Source organism: Bacillus sp. BB081, from assembly GCF_008368895.1.
Classification (GTDB): Bacteria; Bacillota; Bacilli; order Bacillales; family Bacillaceae_G; genus Bacillus_A; species Bacillus_A wiedmannii.
The window spans coordinates 45,726-66,248 of sequence record NZ_QOZX01000041.1 but is presented as its reverse complement, the minus strand read 5'-3'; the positions used below and the strand labels follow the sequence as shown (position 1 = coordinate 66,248).

Sequence of the window (20,523 nt, the reverse complement as noted above, 5' to 3'; positions counted from 1 at the left end):
TAAAAAGAATTCTCATAGGGGAATTCTTTTTTGTTTTGAAGACAGAATGAACATATAATGAAATAAATAGAAATGGAAGGAAATAAAAGATGTTATTAAACAAACGCTTTACAATTGGAGAAATGGCAAAAATGCATAATATAGCTGAATCAACTTTACGTTATTATGATGAGAAGGGAATTTTTCATCCGTCCATTGTGGACGCGCAAACAAATTATCGCTATTATACGATCGATCAATTTTCACTATTAGATACGATTAAATTTTTACGCCAATTAAATATTCCATTAAAGGAAATTAAGAAATATATTGATGAAAGAAATCCGGCATACGCACTCAATTTACTGGAAAAACAACAAGAAATGATGTTGAAAAAACAAAGAGAAATTGAATATGCTTTGGCGAAAATGGAGCATAGAATTCATTTAATTAAGGAAGCAACAAAAGTAAAAGCTGAACAAATGGTAATTAAAGAGATCCCGCAGCGAAAAATTACAGCAATTGCGGTTGCCCCGAATACGACGGATGATATGTTTGAGTACTATATTCATTCGTTGCAAAAAAATATGAGACAAATGGATGATAGCTTATTTTCTGGAGATATCGGTGTAACAGTTGCGAAAAAAGGATTAATGCAAAATGAGTTTCAAGCATATAGCAGTGTTTTTATTCTTTTGGATTACATGCCTTTTCAAATACATAGTTCAGATGAAATTAAAGAAGGCATGTTTGCCTGTGTATATCATCATGGACCATATGAAGAAACGGATGAAACATATAAGAAGTTAATGAAATATATTAATCAAGAAGGATACGAAGTAAGTGGAGATGCGATTGAGATAGCATTAATTGATTGGTCTGTAACAGACAATCCAGAGGAGCAAGTAACAGAAATTCAAATTCCTATAATGAAAAAACAAAGCAATAAGTTGTAGGACGCGTATCATTACAAATTGGCCCTAAATATGATAATTAAGTTACCTATTTTTTAATTCTCTATTGACCTTCAAGTAACTTGAAGGTTTAAACTGTGAACAGAGCATTGAAAAAGGAGCATTTATATGATGGAAACAACAGAAAAGTTAAGAGAAAAACCGATAAAAAGTTTATTTATTTCTTATTTAATACCAGCCGTTCTAGGAATGGTGTTAATGTCAGTTAATATTGTGATTGATGCGGTTATGATTAGTAGGGGAGTTGGAGCAAACGGATTAGCAGGAGTAAACGTGGCTATTCCAGCGTTTTCAATTTTCTTCTCTATTTCATTATGGATTGGAATGGGCGGGGCAACGTTATATTCCATTGCACTAGGTGAAAATAAATTAGATAGGGCAAGATCTATTTTTACTCAATCCATGACGGTAGCAGTAATTATCGTAGGTGTGTTAGCAGCGATTTGCTTATGGAGAATAGAAGATTTAGCATACTTATTCGGTGCAAACGAAGTGATTTTACCGTATGCGTTAGACTATTTACACGTGTTATTAACATTTGGAATGATATACGTTTTAGAAAATATTTTAAGTACATTTATACGAAATGATGGAAATCCTAATTTAGCAATGGCAGGGCTAGTTGTAACGGCTGTATTAAATATAGTGTTTGACTATATCTTTATTTTCATCTTTGGATGGGGCGTAACAGGTGCGGCTTCAGCGACTATTCTTTCAGCAGCGATTGGTTTCCTTGTATTATTAACGCACTTCTTTAGAAAAAGTAGTATTTTAAAATGGACGAAATTCCATTTTGAATGGGATACAGTTAAACAAATTATGATCATAGGTTTCCCGAGCTTTACAGCAGAAAGTACAGTAGCGATTGTTACGATTGGTTTTAATATTACATTCGTTCAATATGCAGGAGAAGTAGGCGTCGCTTCTTATGCGATGGTGAATAGTATTCATGCGATGACATTACTATTATTCTTCGGCGTTGGAGCAGCGTTACAGCCAATCGCTAGTTTCCATTACGGTGCAAATTTAGCAGAAAGATTACGTGAAGGATTGCAGTTTGCTGTAAAAATTGCGGTAGTACTTGGGGGCGTAGCAATAATTGTCGGATTATTCTTCGGGAAATATATTATTGGTCTCTTTGATGTCCAATCTCCAGAGTTATTGGAGTTAACATTAACGGGTATTAGCTTGTTCTTTATCCAATATGTATTTTTAGGCTATAACATTGTGTATGGAGAGTACTTCCAATCCGTGCGACAAACGACAAAATCAGTGCTGATTATAATGAGCCGAGGATTACTATTTATTATTCCATTATTATGGATTATGCCAAAATTATTTGGTATAAACGGAATTTGGCTCGTTATGCCAGTAGCTGAAGTATTGACAGCGATTATTGTATTTACGATGAATCGTATGAAACATCCTGTTCCGTTAAATATGACAGGAAAGAAAGAAGCGATATAATGAAGAAAATCCCCTTGAGCAAGTAAGGGGATTTTTTTACTCTTTTAAACTAATCGCAAAAGATCCATCTGTTTCTTGAACAGACGCGAAAGCAACGCTTTTAATATTAGTGATGCCCTTTTCTTTTAATTCTTTATATAACCACTTTTTGTCCTTATGAATTAACTTTAAGTTATCGTATTGAATTTGCGAATCAACGATAAGGGCAATTGGTAATCCAGCATACGTAACATCTATGTTCAAATCTTTTGGAGTTAATGGTACAAGTTCACGCTTTGGTAAAATGCTAATGGCTCCGTTCGCTTCTAAAATAGCATATTCAATTTCGTGAACACTTGGATATCCTGCGACGCGAAGGTTAGACAGTAGTTCAGCGATTGGATATCTACTTTTTTGTAAGTTTTCAAAAATAATATCACCATGTTTAATTAAAATGATAGGGTGCCCGAGAATAAAACGATTTAGTTTGTTTAGTAAGCTTAATTTTGTAAGAAGCAAATGCAAACATGTAATAACGACCATACCGAGAAAAGCTTGCAAAGCACCAGAGACAGGTATGGCCTGAAAAGCTAAATAAGATAAAAAGATAATAGCACCAAAATCATGAGGAGTTAGTTGTGCTAATGCTGATTTACCGAGCATTTTAAGTGATAGTAAAAATAAGATGAAAAAGAACGATACGTTACATAAAAAGAGAAGCAATAGAGACACTCCTTCGTGCAAAGTTGTACTTACTGTTCCCGAAAGAAATATAAATATTACTTTCCAGAGGATAAATTAGACTGAATTGGAATTTGTCTGTATACAAACAAATAAATGGATATTATCATGAAAGAAGCAAAGAACATAGGAGAATATGGATATGAAAAAGAAGAAAATAATTAAGTATATGATAGGGATTATAATGGTTTGCGCTGTTTATGCGGGATTTTTACAATATAACATTTATAAGCATGGGCAAATGAATGCGGCCTATGATGCTGATTATATAATTGTATTAGGCTCGAAAGTAAACGGGACGAAACCATCATACTCCTTGCAATATCGTATTGATAAAGCAGCTGAGTATTTACAATCACATGAGAAAACAATTGCTATAGTATCTGGAGGGAAAGGAAAAGGAGAAGATATTTCAGAAGCATTAGCAATGAAAAATGGATTAATGAAACTAAAAATTGCAGAAGACCGCATAATAATGGAAGATAAGTCAACGAGTACAGATGAGAATATTACATTCTCAAAACCTTTAATTCCGGACAATATGAAAAAAGGGATGATCGTAACAAACGATTTCCATATGTTTAGAGCAAAAAAAATAGCGGCCAAACAAGGTTTACAATTAGAAGGTCTTCCGGCAAAAACACCGAAACCAATCATCATTCCATCGAATGTACGAGAATATTTAGCGATTACACAATATTGGTTTATGAATCGAATATAGTGAAAGCGATCCCGTCTGAAATTTCAGGCGGGATTTAATTTGAGGAAAATCTTACAAATATGTCACGTTCGTGAAAGGTAAAGCGATAGTTTCTAGAATGGTTTCCTGACATAATGAAGGTAACAAAAACTATTTAGAGGTGAATCGGATGAAAGGAAATAATATTTTATCTTCGTTATGTTACTTTAGTATCTTTTTTGCACCATTTTTACTGCCAATTATCGTGTACTTCGTTGCGGAGGATGAAGTGAAATACCACGCGAAAAAAGCATTTTGGTCACATATTTTCCCGTATGCGGTTTTATTTGGTGGATTAGCAGTATCCGGCATATATGGTTTAAGCTTCAATCAATCCGATGGTGCTGGAATTGGAATGATGATCACATATGCAGTGTTCATTCTTGTAGGAATTTACTACTTCATTTGGAATATCGTAAAAGGTATTAAAGTTTTGAAAACAGCGTAATAAGACAAGAAATAATTCGGAGTGAATTTGTCGTTATTTGTCGGTAAGTCGATATCAATTGTCGAATCGTCGATATATTCGAAAAATCGTTGATATAGTGTAAGGAATCGTCGATATATTTAAATAATCGTCGGTATAATTTCATGTACCGTATTGATAGACGTTTTAAAAAGAGCAATTCAAAAAGAATTGCTCTTTTTGTGCTTATAAGTTGTGAATATTGAAAAAGATATGTTAATTTTTCATTATGAAGAGAAAAAAGGAGTGTTTTTCATGAATGAGATCATACATAAAATGGAGCAACACGTTTCAGTTCGTAAATATAAAGAAGAATCAATTCCGAAAGATGTTGTAGAAAGAATGGTGCAAGCTGCGCAGCATGCTGCTTCCTCGCATTTTGTACAGGCGTATTCTGTTATATATGTAACAGATCGAGACCTAAAGGTTAAACTAGCAGAGCTATCCGGAAATCGTCACGTGAAAGACTGCGCAGCATTCTTTGTTTGTTGTGCAGATTTAAAACGACTTGAAATGGCGTGTGAACAACATGGTACAGAAATAAAGCATGAAGGAGTAGAAGACTTTATCGTTGCGACAGTAGATGCTTCATTGTTCGCGCAAAACTTAGCGTTAGCAGCAGAATCGTTAGGATACGGTATTTGTTATATTGGTGGTATTCGTAATAATCCGAGGGAAGTAAGTGAATTGCTTCATTTACCAGATAAAGTATATCCTATATTCGGAATGACAGTTGGTGTACCAGATGAAAATCATGGAGTGAAACCGCGTTTACCAGTAGCAGCAATCCTTCATGAAGATGGGTATGATGAAAAGAAATATGATGAATTATTAAACGAATACGATGAAACGATGAGCTCCTATTACAAAAAAAGATCATCAAATAAGAAAAACGTAACATGGACGGAATCAATGAGTTCGTTTATGGCTAAAGAGAAAAGAATGCATATGAAAGAGTTTTTAAGTGAAAAAGGATTTAATAAGAAATGAGTAAAAAGGCAGACCTGCATGCAGGTCTGCCTTTTTTGGAGGAGAAAGATGAAGCAAGCTTTAATCGTTTTATCTTGAAAAACTTACTTATAACAAATGTAAACTTTCAATAAGAAGATACATACCCGTGCAACTTAAAAGGATATACGTAAATATTTTGAAAATCCGTTGATTAAGCCATTTGAAAATAATTTGGCCTATATACAAACCTAGAAATACGATAGGGATAGCATAAAAGCTTGATTCCCAAATTGTTTTGTTCGTGCCAGTAAAGAGTATTTGAGTTAGTAGACTAATGAAATATATAAATAGATAAAAAGCCAAAGTAGTTGCTCTCAACTTCTCTTTTTTCGTATTAGTTCCTGTGAAGTAAAGTAACAGGGGTGGTCCTGGCATACCGATACTTGTCGTTAAAAGACCGGATAATCCGCCTACTAAGAAATCTCTAGATTTTGTCGATTTAATCTTAAGGTTGCATATTAGCATCAACGTTAATAGTAAGAGCAGGATGCTAATTGCTAATTTAAAAGTGTTGATGTTAATGGAAATGAAAATGAAAATACCAAAAGGAACACCAACTATACTTCCGAATATTAATCTTTTCAGTAGAATAAAATCAATGTCCATTCTTATTTTCCAAATGAGTGATATGGAAATAATTAATGATAAAATGATATTTATTTGTATAGCTTCTTGTGGTAGAAATAACATGAGTAAGAAAGGTGTTGCCATAATAGAAAAGCCAAAACCTGTACTTGTCTGTAAAATAGAAGCTACTAATATAATACATATGAAAATGAATATAATCTCCAAAATTGCCCTCCTACATAATCAGATCCAATACATATTTTAACATAAAGTGAAGCTTTAATCAGTGGGAGGGCTTACTGTCCTTTAATACGGGAAAAAAGCGGCTAAATAGCCGCTTTTTATGTTGCAGTTAGTATTCTAATGACGATCCTGTAGCTTTAAAATATTTTTCTCGTGAAGGCGTCATTACACGGATTGCTAATAAACAGGAAAGGAAAAGAATGAGTAATGAGCTACTTATTACAGTGATTTGAACGGAAAGGAATTGTGCGGATGCCCCAATTGCTAAAACGAAAAAGATTTGGATGAAACTTTTTATTGAATCAAACACGCTATCAATACGTCCCATCATATGTACAGGGATGTTATTTTGATAAAATGTTATAAAGCCAGTACCAGCAAATGATGAAGAAATGCCAAGTAAAATGAAACCACTCGCTGCAACTATAAATGAATTTGAAAAGGCGAAAATTACATAGCCTATTGCTGTGAAAATCATACCGAGTCCGATACAATATTGAATTGGTAATCGTTTGGCAAAGAGAGAGACAAGAAATGAACCGCAAACGTACGCAGCACCAGTTATACTAACAAGCATGCTATATTCTATATCGGATAAAAACAGTACTTGTCTTGTGAAAACAACTTCTTGTGAATCGAGTGCCATAGAGACAAGCATAGTAGCTTGAAATAAAACGAATATGAGAATAATGTAAGTTTCAGTTCGAGCGAATGAAAAAACTTGTTTCCAATCACTTCGTAATGTTTGTACGAAAGTATTTGCAACCTCTTCTTTTTGCTTTGTTTGTAATGTAATGTTTGGCAAGAAGTAAATGAGAATAGTAGAAAGTAGAAAGGAAAGAGAATTGCAGTAAATAACAAAGGCTGCTGAGTACGTGGTGAGAAGTATTCCAGCAAGGGCTGGACCGATAATAAAAGCCCCGTTTGTAAATAAGCTATTCCAAGCGTTAAATTGAGCGCGTTCTTCAGCTCGTATGAGCATTGTTTTATAAGTAAATGAAGCTGGATCGAAAAACGATGTAGCGATGCGAGTTAAAAAGATAAAAATATAAATGGCCCAAATAGAATCAAATAATGGAATACAGCCAATGAGAGCTGCTCGAATTATATCTGTGATGAGCATAATGGACCGTTTGTTTAATCGATCTACTATACTACCAGACCATATTTTTGTAACAACGGTAGCAATTGGACCTACAATCCATAATCCTGCTACAGCAGCAGGGGAGTTTGTGCTATTTAATACCATTAAGTTTAGGGCGATGAGATACATAAAATCACCTAAACGAGAAATTCCTGTTCCCGACAATAATAATAATTTATTCTTCATGAGCAGTTGGACCTTTCTTTCATTGTTTTTTAATCCTGCAGGAAATAGCGTATTCCTCTTCGGAGTTTGATTGACGAGCGGTTTTGTTTTCCCAGCGTAATAAAACTTGTGTAACTTCCCAAGTAAGTTGTTGTAATTCCTCTGGAGTTAAAAATAAATGAGATACAATATGACTGCCTGTATTCGGTCCTTCTGTGCCGCTTTCTTCAATATAGAAATGAGCAGATTTTGCCTTGTAATATTTTTCAATAATTCCTCGTTTTTCTTTCGTGTCTACTAATTCAAGTAACCCTCCATCATATAAAATTTGAACGTGATAATGTACGCTACCAGCAGATTTATTTAGTTTAGTAGCTACTTGTTTTGCAGTGAGTGCCTCGTCTTTTAAAAGGTGAAGAATTTGAATGCGAGTTGCATTAGAAATGAGCTTCTGCTGCTCAGCTGAAATAGTAAGTCTATCGTCAAACATTATGACATCTCCTTTCTTATAATCTAAATTTATTGTACATTCTAAAAAATTAGAACGTAAGGGAAATAAATCGCCTTTTTCCTTTATATTTCGACATAAAGAAAAATAGCATGTATATAAACATGCTATTAAGTGATAGTAGATTCTTCACTCAGTTTCCCGCGATAAAACAGGTAAAGCCATATAAAACTAACAAAAATACAGCATATAGCTAATAGGCTACCAATAATTTGCGGAGAAAGGACTTCTAAAAGTGCTCCTGTAAAAAACATGGATAACTGAATAAGAGATCCATAAATGGAATAATGGAATGAAAAAACTTTACCCATCATATTTTCATTCGTGTAAGTTTGAAGTAATGTCGTATCAAGTGGAACGATGATTCCTCCTGCTATGCGCATACAGAGCAATGTAATGATACCGATAATAAGTTGATTGGACAAAATGAATCCGAGAAAGAAAATTCCTTGTAGGAAATAGGCCCAACCGAATGCTTTTTTCATTTTTTCTTTATTATGAGGCATATAAAGATTAACGAGGAGGCTTCCAATCATAAGCCCAGCCCCTTGAATCGTATATAAAATTCCAATGTTGGTGTGGAAAATCTTTTCGGCATAAATTGTTAGAAGTAGCTGATAAGCGCCTCCAATAATACCCCATGAAATGCCGACAAGAATTAACGTTAAAATTATTTTTGTTTGTAATATGTATGTATAACCATCTTTTATATCAGTAAAAAATGCTTTTTTCTTGCCACAAGTATCATGAGAAGGAACACTCATATTATAAATAAAATAGGCTGAAATAAAGTATGATAGGCTATTTACTAAAAAAGCGAACTCAATATGTAAAGATTGTGCAATGATTCCGCCTAAAGAAGCACCCATAATAGACATAAAACCATTAATTGTACTAGAAAGAGAGTTAGCAGTTACGAAATGATTTTGGTGTACGATATTTTTCAAGGTTGCTTGTTTAGCCGGCTCAAATAAACAAGAAAGTACGGATAAACATATGTTAGAAATGAAAATAATTTCAATTTTATATAGTGCAAATAAGTAAGTGAGGACGATTATGCCTCGTGAAATATCAGTAAAAATCAGAATCTTCTTTTTAGGAAAACGATCTACAATCCCGCCTATGAATGGACTAAGAAGAAGCTGTGGTAAACCTTTACTTATCAAAGTAAGGGCGACCATAAAAGGCGATTCCGTTATGCTGTAGACAAATGTTAATAAAGCTACCGTATGAAACCAATCTCCAAGTACACTTAATGTTTGCCCATAAAATAGTTTTTTGAAGGTATTATTTGTTTTCAAAAGTGTGCTATAAGAAATTGACATAAAAGATTAATCCTTATGTAATAATGATGCTTGAACTTGTTTCTTCCATTCACTTAAATACACTTTCTCCTCTGTAGGAAGTCCAACAGGTAATTGTGCAATTAATTCTAAACTATTTCCGTCAGGATCGTTAAAGTATACGGCGGCATGCGCTAATTCTGGAAAAACAATCGGTTCAATTGGTTCCATTCCAAAATCTTTTCGTGCTGAAATGCCTTTTTGATTTAGCCAATGAATCGCATTTTCTAAATCATGTAAGCTTACTTGAAAGGCGATGTGTCGTAAAGAGGGATGATAATTAACTTTGTATTCTGTGCCTTCCCAAAGATCGAGCCAACTTTCGTTTTCTTTAATCCAAAAGAAAGCAATATCATCTCCTCTTTTATATAATTTCAGTCCAAGTAATTTATAAAAAGATATTGATATCTCTAAGTTACTGACAGGTAAATGTGCTTCGTAAAGACCTTTAATCATTGTAATCCTCCTTAGTAAAATATTTCTTATTTCATAGTAAACTTTTTTTTATTAGTTGAAATCACAAAAAGGAGGGATATCACTTCATACGAAAGTATGAAAAAACAGCTCAAATATGAGCTGTTTTCGCATAGTTTTTCGTTCATTTGTTAAGGATAGGATATATTAGTATCCGTATCCGCCGCCACCCCAGCAGCTACATCCGATGATGATTAGAAGGATGAATAGTACGATAAGCAAAGCAAATCCACCGCCGAAACCAGAGCAACTTCCACCATAGCTCATATGTTTTCCTCCTTTTGAGTAAGTTAATCTATATAATTCATGGACTACTATATACAGTATGTTTTTTGTATGGAAAAGGAGCCAGTCTCTTTTGTAATTAGACAAACGCCTGTATGGTTATTTTGATTGTATATTGTGCTAGGGGTATGTGAAGAAATCGTTATATATTTTGCGATTTGTTCATAAAAAAATATAAAAATTGTAAAAAAAACCATTTTTATATTTTTTTATGAGAGGATTTGTACTATAATTTTACAAGTAATATTATGGGAAAAGGGAGTTTTAGTAAAGAGATGGAGATGGGAAAATTACACAATAAAATAGAAAACAAAAAGAAAGAGCTAATCCAACTTGTTGCTAGACACGGATTGGATCATGATAAAGTTTTGTTATTTAGCCGAGATTTAGATATACTTATTAATAAGTTTATGAATGTAAAAGATAAATTACATAAATAATTTGTAGTTTTTTATATTAGGATATTTTGCGAAAAAGGAGAGAAAATTATTTGGAACATTTACAAGAAGAGTTATATAAACAAATAAAAGAAGAAAAAGGTATTGTTACAGTTTTTTTAAAGAGTGGCGTTAGAATAGTAGGAGAAATTGTTGCGATAGACAAATTTACCGTTTTAATGTTAGTTGATGGAAAACAACAACTGATTTACAAGCAGGCTGTATCAACGATAATGAAATAAGACACTCAATTTGAGTGTCTTTTCATTATCGTTTGCAAGCTTCCACGTCAATGCCGGCAGCTAGTAATTTCTTTTCTCCATCTTGTTCAATCATTTTTTGTAATTTAGATAGGAAAGAATCAAAGTTTGTATGCTTTGCCACTTGGAATGTCATTTTATGCTCAATTGGTAGCCACGTATCAATATCAGCTTCGTTATGCTGAATTTTCACCTCAAGCTTATCAAGTGCGTTGGCAACTTTTGCTTCGTACGTTTCTTTCGCTTCAAACTCCATCCATAAATCATATAATTCCTCACCGAGAGAACCTTTTAGTGTTCGTTTAATATTTAAAATGGCTTCTTGCTCATTTTTTTGTTTTTGTAATTGTAATTCATGACTATTCATTGTATCAAAAGCAGGAATATCACCAGCTTCAGCTTCGACTAGGTCGTGAATGATAACCATTTTAAGTAATTTTTCAATATTTACTTTTTGATCTAAATAAGGCTCAACTAAAATGGCCATTAGAGACATGCGCCAAGTATGTTCAGCAACGCTTTCTTGACGTCCGTTAGAAAGCCAGCTATGTCGCATTTCATATTTTAGTTTTTCTGCTAGTGCAATGACTTGTAAAATGTTATGTTCCATCGTGATCCTCCTCATATTTCCATACTATAATTCTAATATGGAAATGAAATGTGTCAATTCTATGAGTATATTGCGATAAATAGATGATGAGCGTATAATACTTATTATATGTGAAAACGCATTATTAAAATAAAAAAATGTTTTATAAAAATGAAAAGGGAAGGGCCGGAATATGGGAGACGAAAATCAAGTGTTTGCTAGACCAGAAAGAAAAAAAAGGAAGTTTGATATTTCTAGCCCAGTGGGCATAATAGTAGGTTTTGCTATTGTAATAGCGGCAATTATGATTGGCGGCGGCGGAGTAAAAGCTTTTAAAAACTTTTTAGATGTTTCATCTATTTTAATTGTAATAGGGGGAACAACTGCGACAATTGTTGTGGCATATCGATTTGGAGAAATAAAAAAATATACGAAAAGTATTTTTACTGTTTTACATAGAAAAGAAGAAGATTTAGAACAGTTAACGGATTTGTTTGTCGATTTTTCGAAAAAGTCTAAAAAACACGGTTTGCTTTCTTTAGAAGTTGATGGAGAGCAAGTAGACAATCCTTTTATTCAAAAAGGAATTCGATTAATGTTAAGTGGTTACGATGAAGATGAATTAAAAGAAGTGTTAATGAAAGATGTTGAAACGGAAGTGTATGAGTTAAGAAAAGGGGCAGCATTATTAGATAAAATTGGCGATTTTGCTCCAGCTTGGGGCATGATAGGGACTTTAATCGGTCTTATCATTATGCTTCAAAACTTGCAAGACACATCGCAGATTGGTACAGGGATGGCAGTTGCGATGTTAACGACATTGTATGGGTCAGTACTTGCAAATATGATTGCAATCCCTCTTGCTGAAAAGGTGTATCGTGGTATTGAAGATTTATATACAGAGAAGAAGTTTGTTATTGAAGCGATTTCAGAATTATATCGCGGTCAAATTCCTTCTAAATTAAAGTTGAAACTCGATACATATGTATACGAAACAAAGATAAAAAAAGTAAAACGAGCAGCCTAATATTTCAAGGAGTGGTATGGTTATGATGCAACGACCGCAAAAGGGATCGCCTCGTTGGATGACGACTTTTACAGATTTAACGATGTTATTATTAACTTTCTTTGTATTACTAGTTGCTACATCAAAGCAGGATGCAGTAAAATTGTCACAGATGCTTGAAAAGTTTAGTGACGTGGAGCAAGTAGATGCAAAAGTAATGGAAAGTACAATACCAGATATTTCACATGAAAAAAATGATGAAAAAATGGTCTCGAAAAAAAGAATGGATGAATTATATAAGAAATTAAAAGCATATGTAGATAATAACGGTATTAGTCAAGTGAATGTATATCGTGAGGATACTGGGGTAAGCGTCGTCATAGTAGATAATTTAATATTTGATACGGGTGACGCAAATGTTAAACCGGAAGCGAAAGAGATAATAAGTCAATTAGTTGGATTTTTCCAATCAGTACCAAATCCGATTGTTGTTGAAGGGCATACAGATAGTAGACCGATTCATAACGACAAATTCCCTTCTAATTGGGAGTTATCTTCAGCAAGGGCAGCTAATATGATTCATCACTTAATTGAAGTGTATAATGTGGATGATAAAAGGCTAGCTGCGGTAGGATATGCAGACACAAAGCCAGTTGTACCAAATGATTCACCGCAAAATTGGGAGAAAAACCGTCGCGTTGTCATTTACATAAAAGAATAGTATATTATCATTTTAATAATAAAATAATGAAAATACGAAAATTCTTTTAAAAAAATATTAAATTTTATCATTTTATTTTGTATAATGAGTGAGAATGATAAGGTGAAATATTAAGATATATTTATACATAGAAGGAGAGAATTAAAAAGAATGGCACATAAAATTTTAGTTGTAGACGATGCGATGTTCATGCGAACGATGATTAAAAACCTATTAAAAAGTAATTCTGAATTTGAAATTATTGGTGAAGCAGAGAATGGAGTAGAAGCAATTCAGAAGTTTAAAGAACTTCAACCGGATATTGTAACATTAGATATTACTATGCCAGAAATGGACGGACTTGAAGCGTTAAAAGAAATTATTAAAATTGATTCAAGTGCAAAAGTTGTTATTTGTTCTGCAATGGGACAACAAGGTATGGTATTAGATGCAATTAAGGGTGGAGCAAAAGACTTTATTGTAAAGCCATTTCAAGCGGATCGCGTAATTGAAGCTTTAACAAAAGTAGCAAACAGCTAATATAGAAGGGGTGCCACAAGGAATCTAAACATTGATAGCGGATATGCGTGTGGCCCCCTTTTTTCTTGCTTTAAAACACTAAATTGTTATACATAAATGAAATGTTTGTTAGACAGGTAGGGGATGAAAATGCAAACAGATCTATTAAATATATTTTTTGAGGAATCAGAAGAACATTTACAATCGCTAAATGAAAATGTGCTAACTTTAGAACAAAATCCCACTGATATGGATGTTGTGGGAGAAATTTTCCGCTCAGCCCATACATTTAAAGGTATGTCAGCGAGTATGGAATTTACGGAAATGGCGGATTTAACGCATAAAATGGAAAACGTTTTAGATGAAATTCGTCATGGAAATATAGTTGTAAATGCAGAGATTATTGATGTGATTTTTGAGTGCATTGATAATTTAGAGAAGATGGTTGCAGATGTGCAACAAGGCGGAATGGGCAATATTGATGTAGTTGCAACTAAACAGAAATTAGAAGCATTATTGAATGGCAATATAGAAATTCCTACGGAACATATAGAACAAAAAACTATAAATAATGATGATGCAGTTTCACATGAAGTGCATATAACCGTTGAACAGCAAGCGATTTTAAAAGCAGTACGTGCGATTATGTGTATTGAAGCACTGCAAAATGTGGGTGAGATACAAAAAACGGTTCCTAGTATTGAAGAAATCGAAGCGGATGCTTTCGGATTTGAATTCACAGTATTTATGGATACTGATCAAAGTGAAGAAGAATTAAAACAAGTAGTGCTTCATGTTTCTGAAATTGAGAAAGTAGAAGTGAAGCAAGGACATACATTAAAAGAAGTAGTCTCGAAAGAATTGGGTACACAAGAAGCCGTGCAGGAAGATATACAAGCAGCTACGCATGTGGAATCAACTAAAGAAGTATCGAAGCAACCTGCTAGTGCTACACCAGCTAAAAGCACTGCAAAAACGAAAAATGGTAAAGTGGAAAATCGTTCCATACGCGTTCAATTAGAAAAAATTGAAAGATTAATGAACATGTTTGAAGAAAGTGTAATTGAGCGTGGTCGTATAGATGAATTGGCACAAGCAATTCAAAACAAGGAATTAATTGAGCATTTAAATCGATTAGGCGATATTTCAAAAGATATTCAAAATGTACTACTAAATATGCGTATGGTGCCGATTGAAACAGTCTTTAATCGTTTCCCACGTATGGTACGTATGTTAGCGAAAGATTTAGGGAAGAAAATTGATTTACAAATTACAGGTGAAGACACAGAAGTTGATAAAATTGTTATTGATGAAATCGGTGATCCACTCGTTCATTTAATTCGTAATGCAATTGATCACGGTGTTGAGACTGTTGAACAACGTCGTGATGCTGGTAAAAATGAGACAGGTACAATTAAATTAGAAGCGTTCCATAGTGGAAATCATGTCGTTATTCAAATTACGGATGATGGAAATGGAATTCATAAAGGGAAAGTATTAGAAAAAGCGATTAAAAATGGTGTTGTAACAGAATCTGAGGCAAATAAATTAACGGATCGTGAAGTATTTGATTTGATCTTCCAACCAGGATTTAGTACAGCTGAAGTTGTATCAGACCTTTCTGGTCGTGGCGTTGGATTAGACGTAGTGAAACATACGATCCATAGTTTAGGTGGACATTTAATTATTGATTCTGAAGAAGGAAAAGGTAGTACATTTAGAATTGAACTGCCATTAACGTTGTCCATTATTCAATCTATGCTTGTTCAAACGAATGATAAACGTTATGCTTTCCCTCTTGGTAATATTGTTGAAGCAATTCGGATTAAGAGAGAAGACATCCAATCCTTACAAGGAAAAGATGTGTTAAATTACCGTAATCAAATTATTGAAGTGAAGCATTTAAGTACTGTATTTGGTGAGAAAACAGTAGATGAGGCGTTTGCGTCATATGATGGTCAAATGGTTCCTGTGTTAATTGTTCGTAATACACATCGCAGCTATGGACTTATTGTAAACACAATTATCGGTCAAAGAGAAATAGTCCTAAAGTCATTAGGTGACTTCTTTGCAGAGAGTTCTAATTATTTCTCTGGTGCGACAATTCTCGGTGATGGACGAGTGGTCCTCATTTTAAACCCAGAAGGTTTATAATAGGAATGAAGGAAAGCTCCCCACTTGTATACAATTGGGGAGCTTTTTGGTTAATCGTTACTAATCTAAAAATGGGAATAAATACATATTAACGTTTTATATAATAAGTTTGTTAAAATAAAATGAGAGTTTATATCATTTGATAGAAAAACAGAAATGAGGAGGCAGAGAAAATGCCTGAGCAACACACAAAAGGGGATACGAGCACAATTGTGCTAGAAAAAGAAAATGAGCATTTAACGCCTCAAGAATGCGATATTCTTGGCGAAATTGCAAATATATCATTTGGTTCAGCTTCGACTGTATTATCAACAATCTTAAATAGGCAAGTAAGCATTACTGCTCCTCGCATAGAATTGGTAGATTTATATGATTCAAGCGACGTCGAAGTTCCACACGTTGTATTAAACATTCATTTTACAAAAGGATTAGATATGGAAAACCTTCTTGTCCTTAAGCAAGATGTTGCATTATCTATTGCTGATTTAATGATGATGGGAACAGGTGAAGTGGAAGACGGAAAAGAACTTGGTGAATTAGAGCTAAGTGCTGTACAAGAAGCGATGAATCAAATGATGGGGTTCGCAGCTACATCTATGTCTGAATTCTTCCAAGATACAGTAGATATGTCTCCGCCGACAATTAAAGTTGTAAAGTTATCAGAAGAAATGGAAAAAATTTCTGAAATCGATGGGAATCAAACGATTGTTAAAGTATCGTTTGATTTAAAGATAGATAATCTTGTAAACTCTAAACTTGTGCAAATTGTTTCAGTTGAACATGCGAAACGAATGGTAAATAAATTAATGCAATTATCTGGTGGAGTAGAAGAAAAAGACGAGCCAGCGGAAGTAGTGGAAACTGAGATTGTAGAAGAACAAGTTGAAAAAGAGCATTTAACACAAGAAGAGAAAGATGTCCTTGGGGAAATTGCAAATATTTCAATTGGTTCCGCTTCAACAGTATTGTCAACACTTTTAAATCAGCCAGTTACAATTAGTACGCCCAATGTAGAATCAATCAATGTTCGTCATTATGACGGAGTACCAGTCCCATTTGTTATTTTAAATGTTGATTTTGTTGAAGGACTAAAGAATGAGAATGTATTCGTATTTACGAAAGATGTCGCTTTAACAATGGTAGATTTAATGATGATGGGAACAGGGGAAGTTGATCCAGAGAAAGAACTTAGTGAATTAGAACTGAGCGGTATTAAAGAGATCATGAACCAAATGATGGGGCACGCTGCAACAGCGATGTCAGAAATGTTTCAAGAAAAAATGGACATGACACCACCAAATGTTAAATTCGTAACGTTAAAAGAAGAAATGGAATATTTGGGAGAGTCAATGAAAGTGGACGAACTCGTTCAAATTACGTTCAACCTTGAAATTGGCGACCTGCTTCAATCGAAAATGTATCAAATTTTACCGATTTCAGAAGCGAAAGAAATGGTAAGAAGACTTCTATATCCAATGATGGAAGAGGAAGAAGAGATTGTTACAGAAGAAATTGAAGAAGAAAAAATTGTAGAATCTGTTGTACAACCTATTGAATTTAAAGAAGTAAAACAAATGGAACCAGTATACATGGACACATCCATCTTACAAAATGTAGAAATGAATGTGAAATTTGTATTTGGAAGCACAGTGAAAACCATTCAAGATATTTTAAGTTTACAAGAGAATGAAGCAGTTGTGCTAGATGAGGATATTGACGAGCCAATTCGTATTTATGTAAATGATGTATTGGTGGCGTATGGTGAACTTGTAAATGTAGATGGATTTTTCGGAGTAAAAGTGACGAAATCGCTATAAGTCGTTGAAATAGGAGTTTGAGCTAGTAGATGAAAAACGTAAAGTTTTTTCTAATGAGCTGGTTATTCATAAATGTGTGTCTGTTCTTCCCTCTGCAAAGTCAGGCGGAAGAACAAATTGAGCCAGATCAAAAACTAAATGAAATGAATGTACAAGAAGAAAACAAAGAAATTCAAGAGCAGCCAGAGCAAGTGAATCAAGGTAAAGAGGAACAACAAGAAGTAACAAATGAACAAGAGGTCGAAAAAAAGATAGAGACGGATCAAGGGATTATTACAGTAAATAAACCAGAATTACAGGTTGGCGAAGAAGTGCGGATTATTGTAGAGCCGAAAGAGCAAAATGTTCAAAGTATAAAAGGTATTTTGCGCTTGCCAAAAAACGGCGATCAGTATGAACAAGAAAGAGTGCTATCGTTTAAGTATGAAGAGGAAACGAATCGATGGATTGCTAACTACAAGGTCGAGACTTTTGATTTGCAAGGTGATTGGAACCTGCAGCTCATTCAAAGTTCTAAAGAAAATGAGAAAGAAGAACTCACTGAAAATGAAGTGAAAGTCCCGCTCGTTCAGATTAAAAATGAAACGCCAACTATAGATAAAGAATTGCCGAAGTTACATAAAGTTACTATTGATGAAGCGAAAGAGAAGTTAATTGAACGGAAACAAGGTGATTCTATACGTGTGCGAGTGAAGGCGGCAGACAAAGAATCGGTTGTGAAAGAGGTTCGTGTGACATTAAAGGGGAAAGAAAATAAAGAAATTACATTTTTATTAGATTACAATAAGCGCGATATGGATTGGCAAAAGGTATTTGAAATAACGGATGCGTTGCCAATTGGCTCATACGAATTACTTGTAGAGATAGTGGATGCGGCAGGCAATAAACTCGTTGAAGAAAGTGAGTATGTCGTTTCTGTTTTGGAGCAAAAAACAGAAGAGGATAAAAAGATAGAAGAACGAGAGAATGAAGATGAATTAGAAAATAAATTAGAAGATAAGAAAGAAACTGAGAAGCAGGAAGACTCGAAAGTAGAAATCCCGCTTCAGGAAAAAAAACCACAAGTTGTTCAAATTCCAAAAAAAGAAGAGAAAGTAAACGATCTTATAAAAGAACCATTGAAAGAGAAAGAAAAAATTACTTATGTTATAAAAGAGCCTCTCACAGACAACAAGGAAGTAAATAAAACGAAGGCTCAAAAAGATAAAGATAATAACAATCAAGTCATTTCGAAAAAGAAAAAAGAAGAGCCAGAAGACAAGAAAGAAGCAAAAAGTGAACAGGGAATACAAGCTTCTAATGTATTTACTATCATGTCAGGTTTATTCGTACTATTTTTAGTTTTAAAGAGTAATAAAGAATGGGGCTAAGTATTTCATAGTAGTGGAGGCGCTTAAATGGAAATTAAACGTACGACAATTGAAGATAAGACGCTACAACCATTAAAACAGCCTGCAGCTATTTCGGAACATGAAATCCAGAAAGAACGAAAGCATAGTAATCTAGTGTTTACTGGACAGTCTAAGATTATTTCGAAAAATAATGAAATAGGGATTTTACTTGCGAGTTTAGGTGATGGAAAGGTTATGAAGGAAATGCTTTCTAAAGAGATGGATACAGTACTGCAACTCTTTAAAAAGTTGCATACGTTATCTGAAGAAGGGAAGCAAACAGAAAAAGTATTTGAACAAGTAATGAGAAGTTTACAAGGACTTGTTAAGCAGGCGCATATAAAAGAACTTCCTTTGTTAGATGGAACGTATGATTTCGCAGAAGTACAACTATCATTTGGTAGAAAGGTACATATTCCGTTATTAGATGTAAGTGCACTCATTTCTAGAGTGGAAAGTGATTCGTCAGAAGGAAATATAAATTTAATGGTAACGGTTATTACTGCTTACATAATGAAATTGTCTAACGAAACTATTTTAATTAGCGTTACAGATCGCACTGCTAAAGAGCGGGATGTAAGTGTATGGAGAGCACTTGCAGAAATGAATATGACACAATTATCACAGGCGTTGAAACAAACGATGCAAGAACATAAATGGTCAATGACGTTTCTTTTTCTCTTTATATGGGTAGTTTGTATTATTTTAATTCGAGTTATATAAAAAGGTCGTCACTTTACATTGTGACGACCTCTTTTATATTTTTTCGTAGAAGAATGTATCAAATCTCTGAAGATTATAACGTTCAGGTGTTAAAATTTGTTCGGTACTACCAACAAATAGTACGCCGCCTTTTCGTAAAGAACGACTAAACTTTTCATAAAGTTTTACCCTTGCTTCTTCAGTAAAGTATATCATTACGTTGCGACAAATGATTAAATCGTAATTTGTATCGAACGACTGCATTAACAGGTCGTGTTGTTTGAACGTGACGTTTTGCTTAATATTTTGATGTAATGAATATATATCATTCTCTTTTGTAAAATGACGCTCTTTCAAATCGATAGGTAATTCTTTTAAAGAACGTTCTGTATATTGACCGCGTTTTGCAGTTTCTAAAATGTGAAAATCAAGATCTGTTGCTTGTATATCAAAACGAAATGGAGCTAGATGCTTCGATAAAATTAAAGAGAGTGTATACGGTTCTTCACCGGCAGCGCAAGCGGCACTCCATACTTTTAATTTTCCGTTATTTTGTTCAAGTAATTTTGGTAGTGCTTTCGTCTCTAACGTTTGCCAACGTTCTTTATTTCTAAAAAATTCTGAAACGTTAATTGTAATATAATCAATAAAACTTAAAAATAAATTTTGATCGGTACGTAAATTGCTTAGAAAACTAGTGTAGTTCTCAAAGCCCTTTCTCGAAATAAAAGCGTCGATTCTACGACGCATTCTATCTTGTTTATATGAAGCGATATCCATATTGAATTGTTGTTTAAAACTCGCGATAAAATGATCATAATCTTGTTCAATTATCATATTTATAATAGGCACAATAACAATAT

General features: G+C 33.9%; 23 protein-coding genes. 14 read left to right on the top strand and 9 right to left on the bottom strand.

The window, feature by feature from the left end:
• Positions 1–89: 89 nt before the first annotated feature.
• A complete protein-coding gene (locus DN394_RS18220; RefSeq protein ID WP_149294090.1) occupies positions 90–935 on the top strand; it encodes a MerR family transcriptional regulator in 846 nt (281 codons plus the stop codon).
• A 129-nt stretch (positions 936–1,064) separates the two neighbouring features.
• Positions 1,065–2,420: an MATE family efflux transporter gene (locus DN394_RS18215; RefSeq protein WP_097918050.1), complete on the top strand. Its 1,356-nt coding sequence runs from the start codon at positions 1,065–1,067 to the stop codon at positions 2,418–2,420.
• Between the two features lie 36 nt (positions 2,421–2,456).
• Here the strand turns inward: DN394_RS18215 and DN394_RS18210 are convergent, their stop codons facing one another.
• Positions 2,457–3,122: a DUF421 domain-containing protein gene (locus tag DN394_RS18210; protein WP_149294089.1), complete on the bottom strand. Its 666-nt coding sequence runs from the start codon at positions 3,120–3,122 to the stop codon at positions 2,457–2,459.
• A gap of 160 nt (positions 3,123–3,282) precedes the next feature.
• Between DN394_RS18210 and DN394_RS18205 the strand changes: the two genes are divergently transcribed.
• The 3 genes from DN394_RS18205 (at position 3,283) to nfsA (ending at position 5,335) form a co-directional block, all read left to right on the top strand.
• The gene (locus DN394_RS18205; RefSeq protein ID WP_149294088.1) at positions 3,283–3,861 is read left to right on the top strand and encodes a YdcF family protein; all 579 of its coding nucleotides are present in this window, start codon (positions 3,283–3,285) and stop codon (positions 3,859–3,861) included.
• Between the two features lie 148 nt (positions 3,862–4,009).
• Complete coding sequence (locus DN394_RS18200) at positions 4,010–4,327, top strand: magnetosome magnetite crystal formation protein family (RefSeq protein WP_000678049.1); 318 nt, start codon at positions 4,010–4,012, stop codon at positions 4,325–4,327.
• 273 nt (positions 4,328–4,600) lie between these two features.
• On the top strand, positions 4,601–5,335 hold the full coding sequence (gene nfsA, locus DN394_RS18195; RefSeq protein ID WP_149294087.1) for an oxygen-insensitive NADPH nitroreductase: 735 nt from the start codon (positions 4,601–4,603) through the stop codon (positions 5,333–5,335).
• Between the two features lie 87 nt (positions 5,336–5,422).
• Here nfsA and DN394_RS18190 read toward each other — a convergent pair whose 3' ends face one another.
• The 6 genes from DN394_RS18190 to DN394_RS18165 form a co-directional block, all read right to left on the bottom strand.
• Positions 5,423–6,148 carry a sulfite exporter TauE/SafE family protein gene (locus tag DN394_RS18190; RefSeq protein WP_149294086.1) on the bottom strand — a complete coding sequence of 242 codons (726 nt, stop codon included), beginning with the start codon at positions 6,146–6,148 and terminating at the stop codon, positions 5,423–5,425.
• 127 nt (positions 6,149–6,275) lie between these two features.
• Positions 6,276–7,496, bottom strand: a complete 1,221-nt coding sequence (locus tag DN394_RS18185; RefSeq protein WP_074651096.1) for an MFS transporter — start codon at positions 7,494–7,496, stop codon at positions 6,276–6,278.
• Positions 7,497–7,515: 19 nt separating this feature from the next.
• Positions 7,516–7,965 (bottom strand): ArsR/SmtB family transcription factor, encoded by a 450-nt coding sequence (locus DN394_RS18180; protein ID WP_149294085.1) that lies wholly within the window; start codon positions 7,963–7,965, stop codon positions 7,516–7,518.
• Positions 7,966–8,093: 128 nt separating this feature from the next.
• Complete coding sequence (locus tag DN394_RS18175) at positions 8,094–9,308, bottom strand: MFS transporter (RefSeq protein ID WP_149294084.1); 1,215 nt, start codon at positions 9,306–9,308, stop codon at positions 8,094–8,096.
• Positions 9,309–9,314: 6 nt separating this feature from the next.
• Positions 9,315–9,782 carry a VOC family protein gene (locus tag DN394_RS18170; RefSeq protein ID WP_149294083.1) on the bottom strand — a complete coding sequence of 156 codons (468 nt, stop codon included), beginning with the start codon at positions 9,780–9,782 and terminating at the stop codon, positions 9,315–9,317.
• Positions 9,783–9,947: 165 nt separating this feature from the next.
• A complete protein-coding gene (locus DN394_RS18165; RefSeq protein ID WP_000120183.1) occupies positions 9,948–10,067 on the bottom strand; it encodes a YjcZ family sporulation protein in 120 nt (39 codons plus the stop codon).
• A gap of 239 nt (positions 10,068–10,306) precedes the next feature.
• On the opposite strand from DN394_RS18165, the gene DN394_RS18160 reads away from it, so the two are divergent.
• Both DN394_RS18160 and hfq read left to right on the top strand, forming a co-directional pair.
• Positions 10,307–10,525: an aspartyl-phosphate phosphatase Spo0E family protein gene (locus tag DN394_RS18160; RefSeq protein ID WP_002108625.1), complete on the top strand. Its 219-nt coding sequence runs from the start codon at positions 10,307–10,309 to the stop codon at positions 10,523–10,525.
• Between the two features lie 50 nt (positions 10,526–10,575).
• Positions 10,576–10,764, top strand: a complete 189-nt coding sequence (gene hfq, locus DN394_RS18155) for an RNA chaperone Hfq (protein ID WP_000400662.1) — start codon at positions 10,576–10,578, stop codon at positions 10,762–10,764.
• 25 nt (positions 10,765–10,789) lie between these two features.
• On the opposite strand, the gene DN394_RS18150 is transcribed toward hfq, so the two are convergent.
• A complete protein-coding gene (locus tag DN394_RS18150) occupies positions 10,790–11,392 on the bottom strand; it encodes an HD domain-containing protein (RefSeq protein ID WP_000400774.1) in 603 nt (200 codons plus the stop codon).
• A gap of 172 nt (positions 11,393–11,564) precedes the next feature.
• Here DN394_RS18150 and DN394_RS18145 point away from each other — a divergent pair, with 172 nt between their 5' ends.
• The 7 genes from DN394_RS18145 to DN394_RS18115 all read left to right on the top strand — a co-directional run bounded on the left by DN394_RS18145 (position 11,565) and on the right by DN394_RS18115 (position 19,681).
• A complete protein-coding gene (locus tag DN394_RS18145; protein ID WP_000502146.1) occupies positions 11,565–12,398 on the top strand; it encodes a flagellar motor protein MotP in 834 nt (277 codons plus the stop codon).
• A 22-nt stretch (positions 12,399–12,420) separates the two neighbouring features.
• Positions 12,421–13,098: an OmpA family protein gene (locus tag DN394_RS18140; RefSeq protein ID WP_097918037.1), complete on the top strand. Its 678-nt coding sequence runs from the start codon at positions 12,421–12,423 to the stop codon at positions 13,096–13,098.
• A 150-nt stretch (positions 13,099–13,248) separates the two neighbouring features.
• On the top strand, positions 13,249–13,617 hold the full coding sequence (locus DN394_RS18135) for a response regulator (RefSeq protein WP_000940570.1): 369 nt from the start codon (positions 13,249–13,251) through the stop codon (positions 13,615–13,617).
• Between the two features lie 129 nt (positions 13,618–13,746).
• A complete protein-coding gene (locus DN394_RS18130; protein WP_149294082.1) occupies positions 13,747–15,750 on the top strand; it encodes a chemotaxis protein CheA in 2,004 nt (667 codons plus the stop codon).
• A 173-nt stretch (positions 15,751–15,923) separates the two neighbouring features.
• Positions 15,924–17,567 carry a flagellar motor switch protein gene (locus tag DN394_RS18125; RefSeq protein WP_061673257.1) on the top strand — a complete coding sequence of 548 codons (1,644 nt, stop codon included), beginning with the start codon at positions 15,924–15,926 and terminating at the stop codon, positions 17,565–17,567.
• 29 nt (positions 17,568–17,596) lie between these two features.
• A complete protein-coding gene (locus DN394_RS18120) occupies positions 17,597–18,937 on the top strand; it encodes a transglycosylase (RefSeq protein ID WP_149294081.1) in 1,341 nt (446 codons plus the stop codon).
• A 27-nt stretch (positions 18,938–18,964) separates the two neighbouring features.
• Entirely contained in the window at positions 18,965–19,681 is a 717-nt protein-coding gene (locus tag DN394_RS18115) for a hypothetical protein (protein ID WP_149294080.1), read from the top strand.
• A gap of 33 nt (positions 19,682–19,714) precedes the next feature.
• Here the strand turns inward: DN394_RS18115 and cheR are convergent, their stop codons facing one another.
• Positions 19,715–20,497 carry a protein-glutamate O-methyltransferase CheR gene (gene cheR, locus DN394_RS18110; RefSeq protein ID WP_149294079.1) on the bottom strand — a complete coding sequence of 261 codons (783 nt, stop codon included), beginning with the start codon at positions 20,495–20,497 and terminating at the stop codon, positions 19,715–19,717.
• Positions 20,498–20,523: the final 26 nt, after the last annotated feature.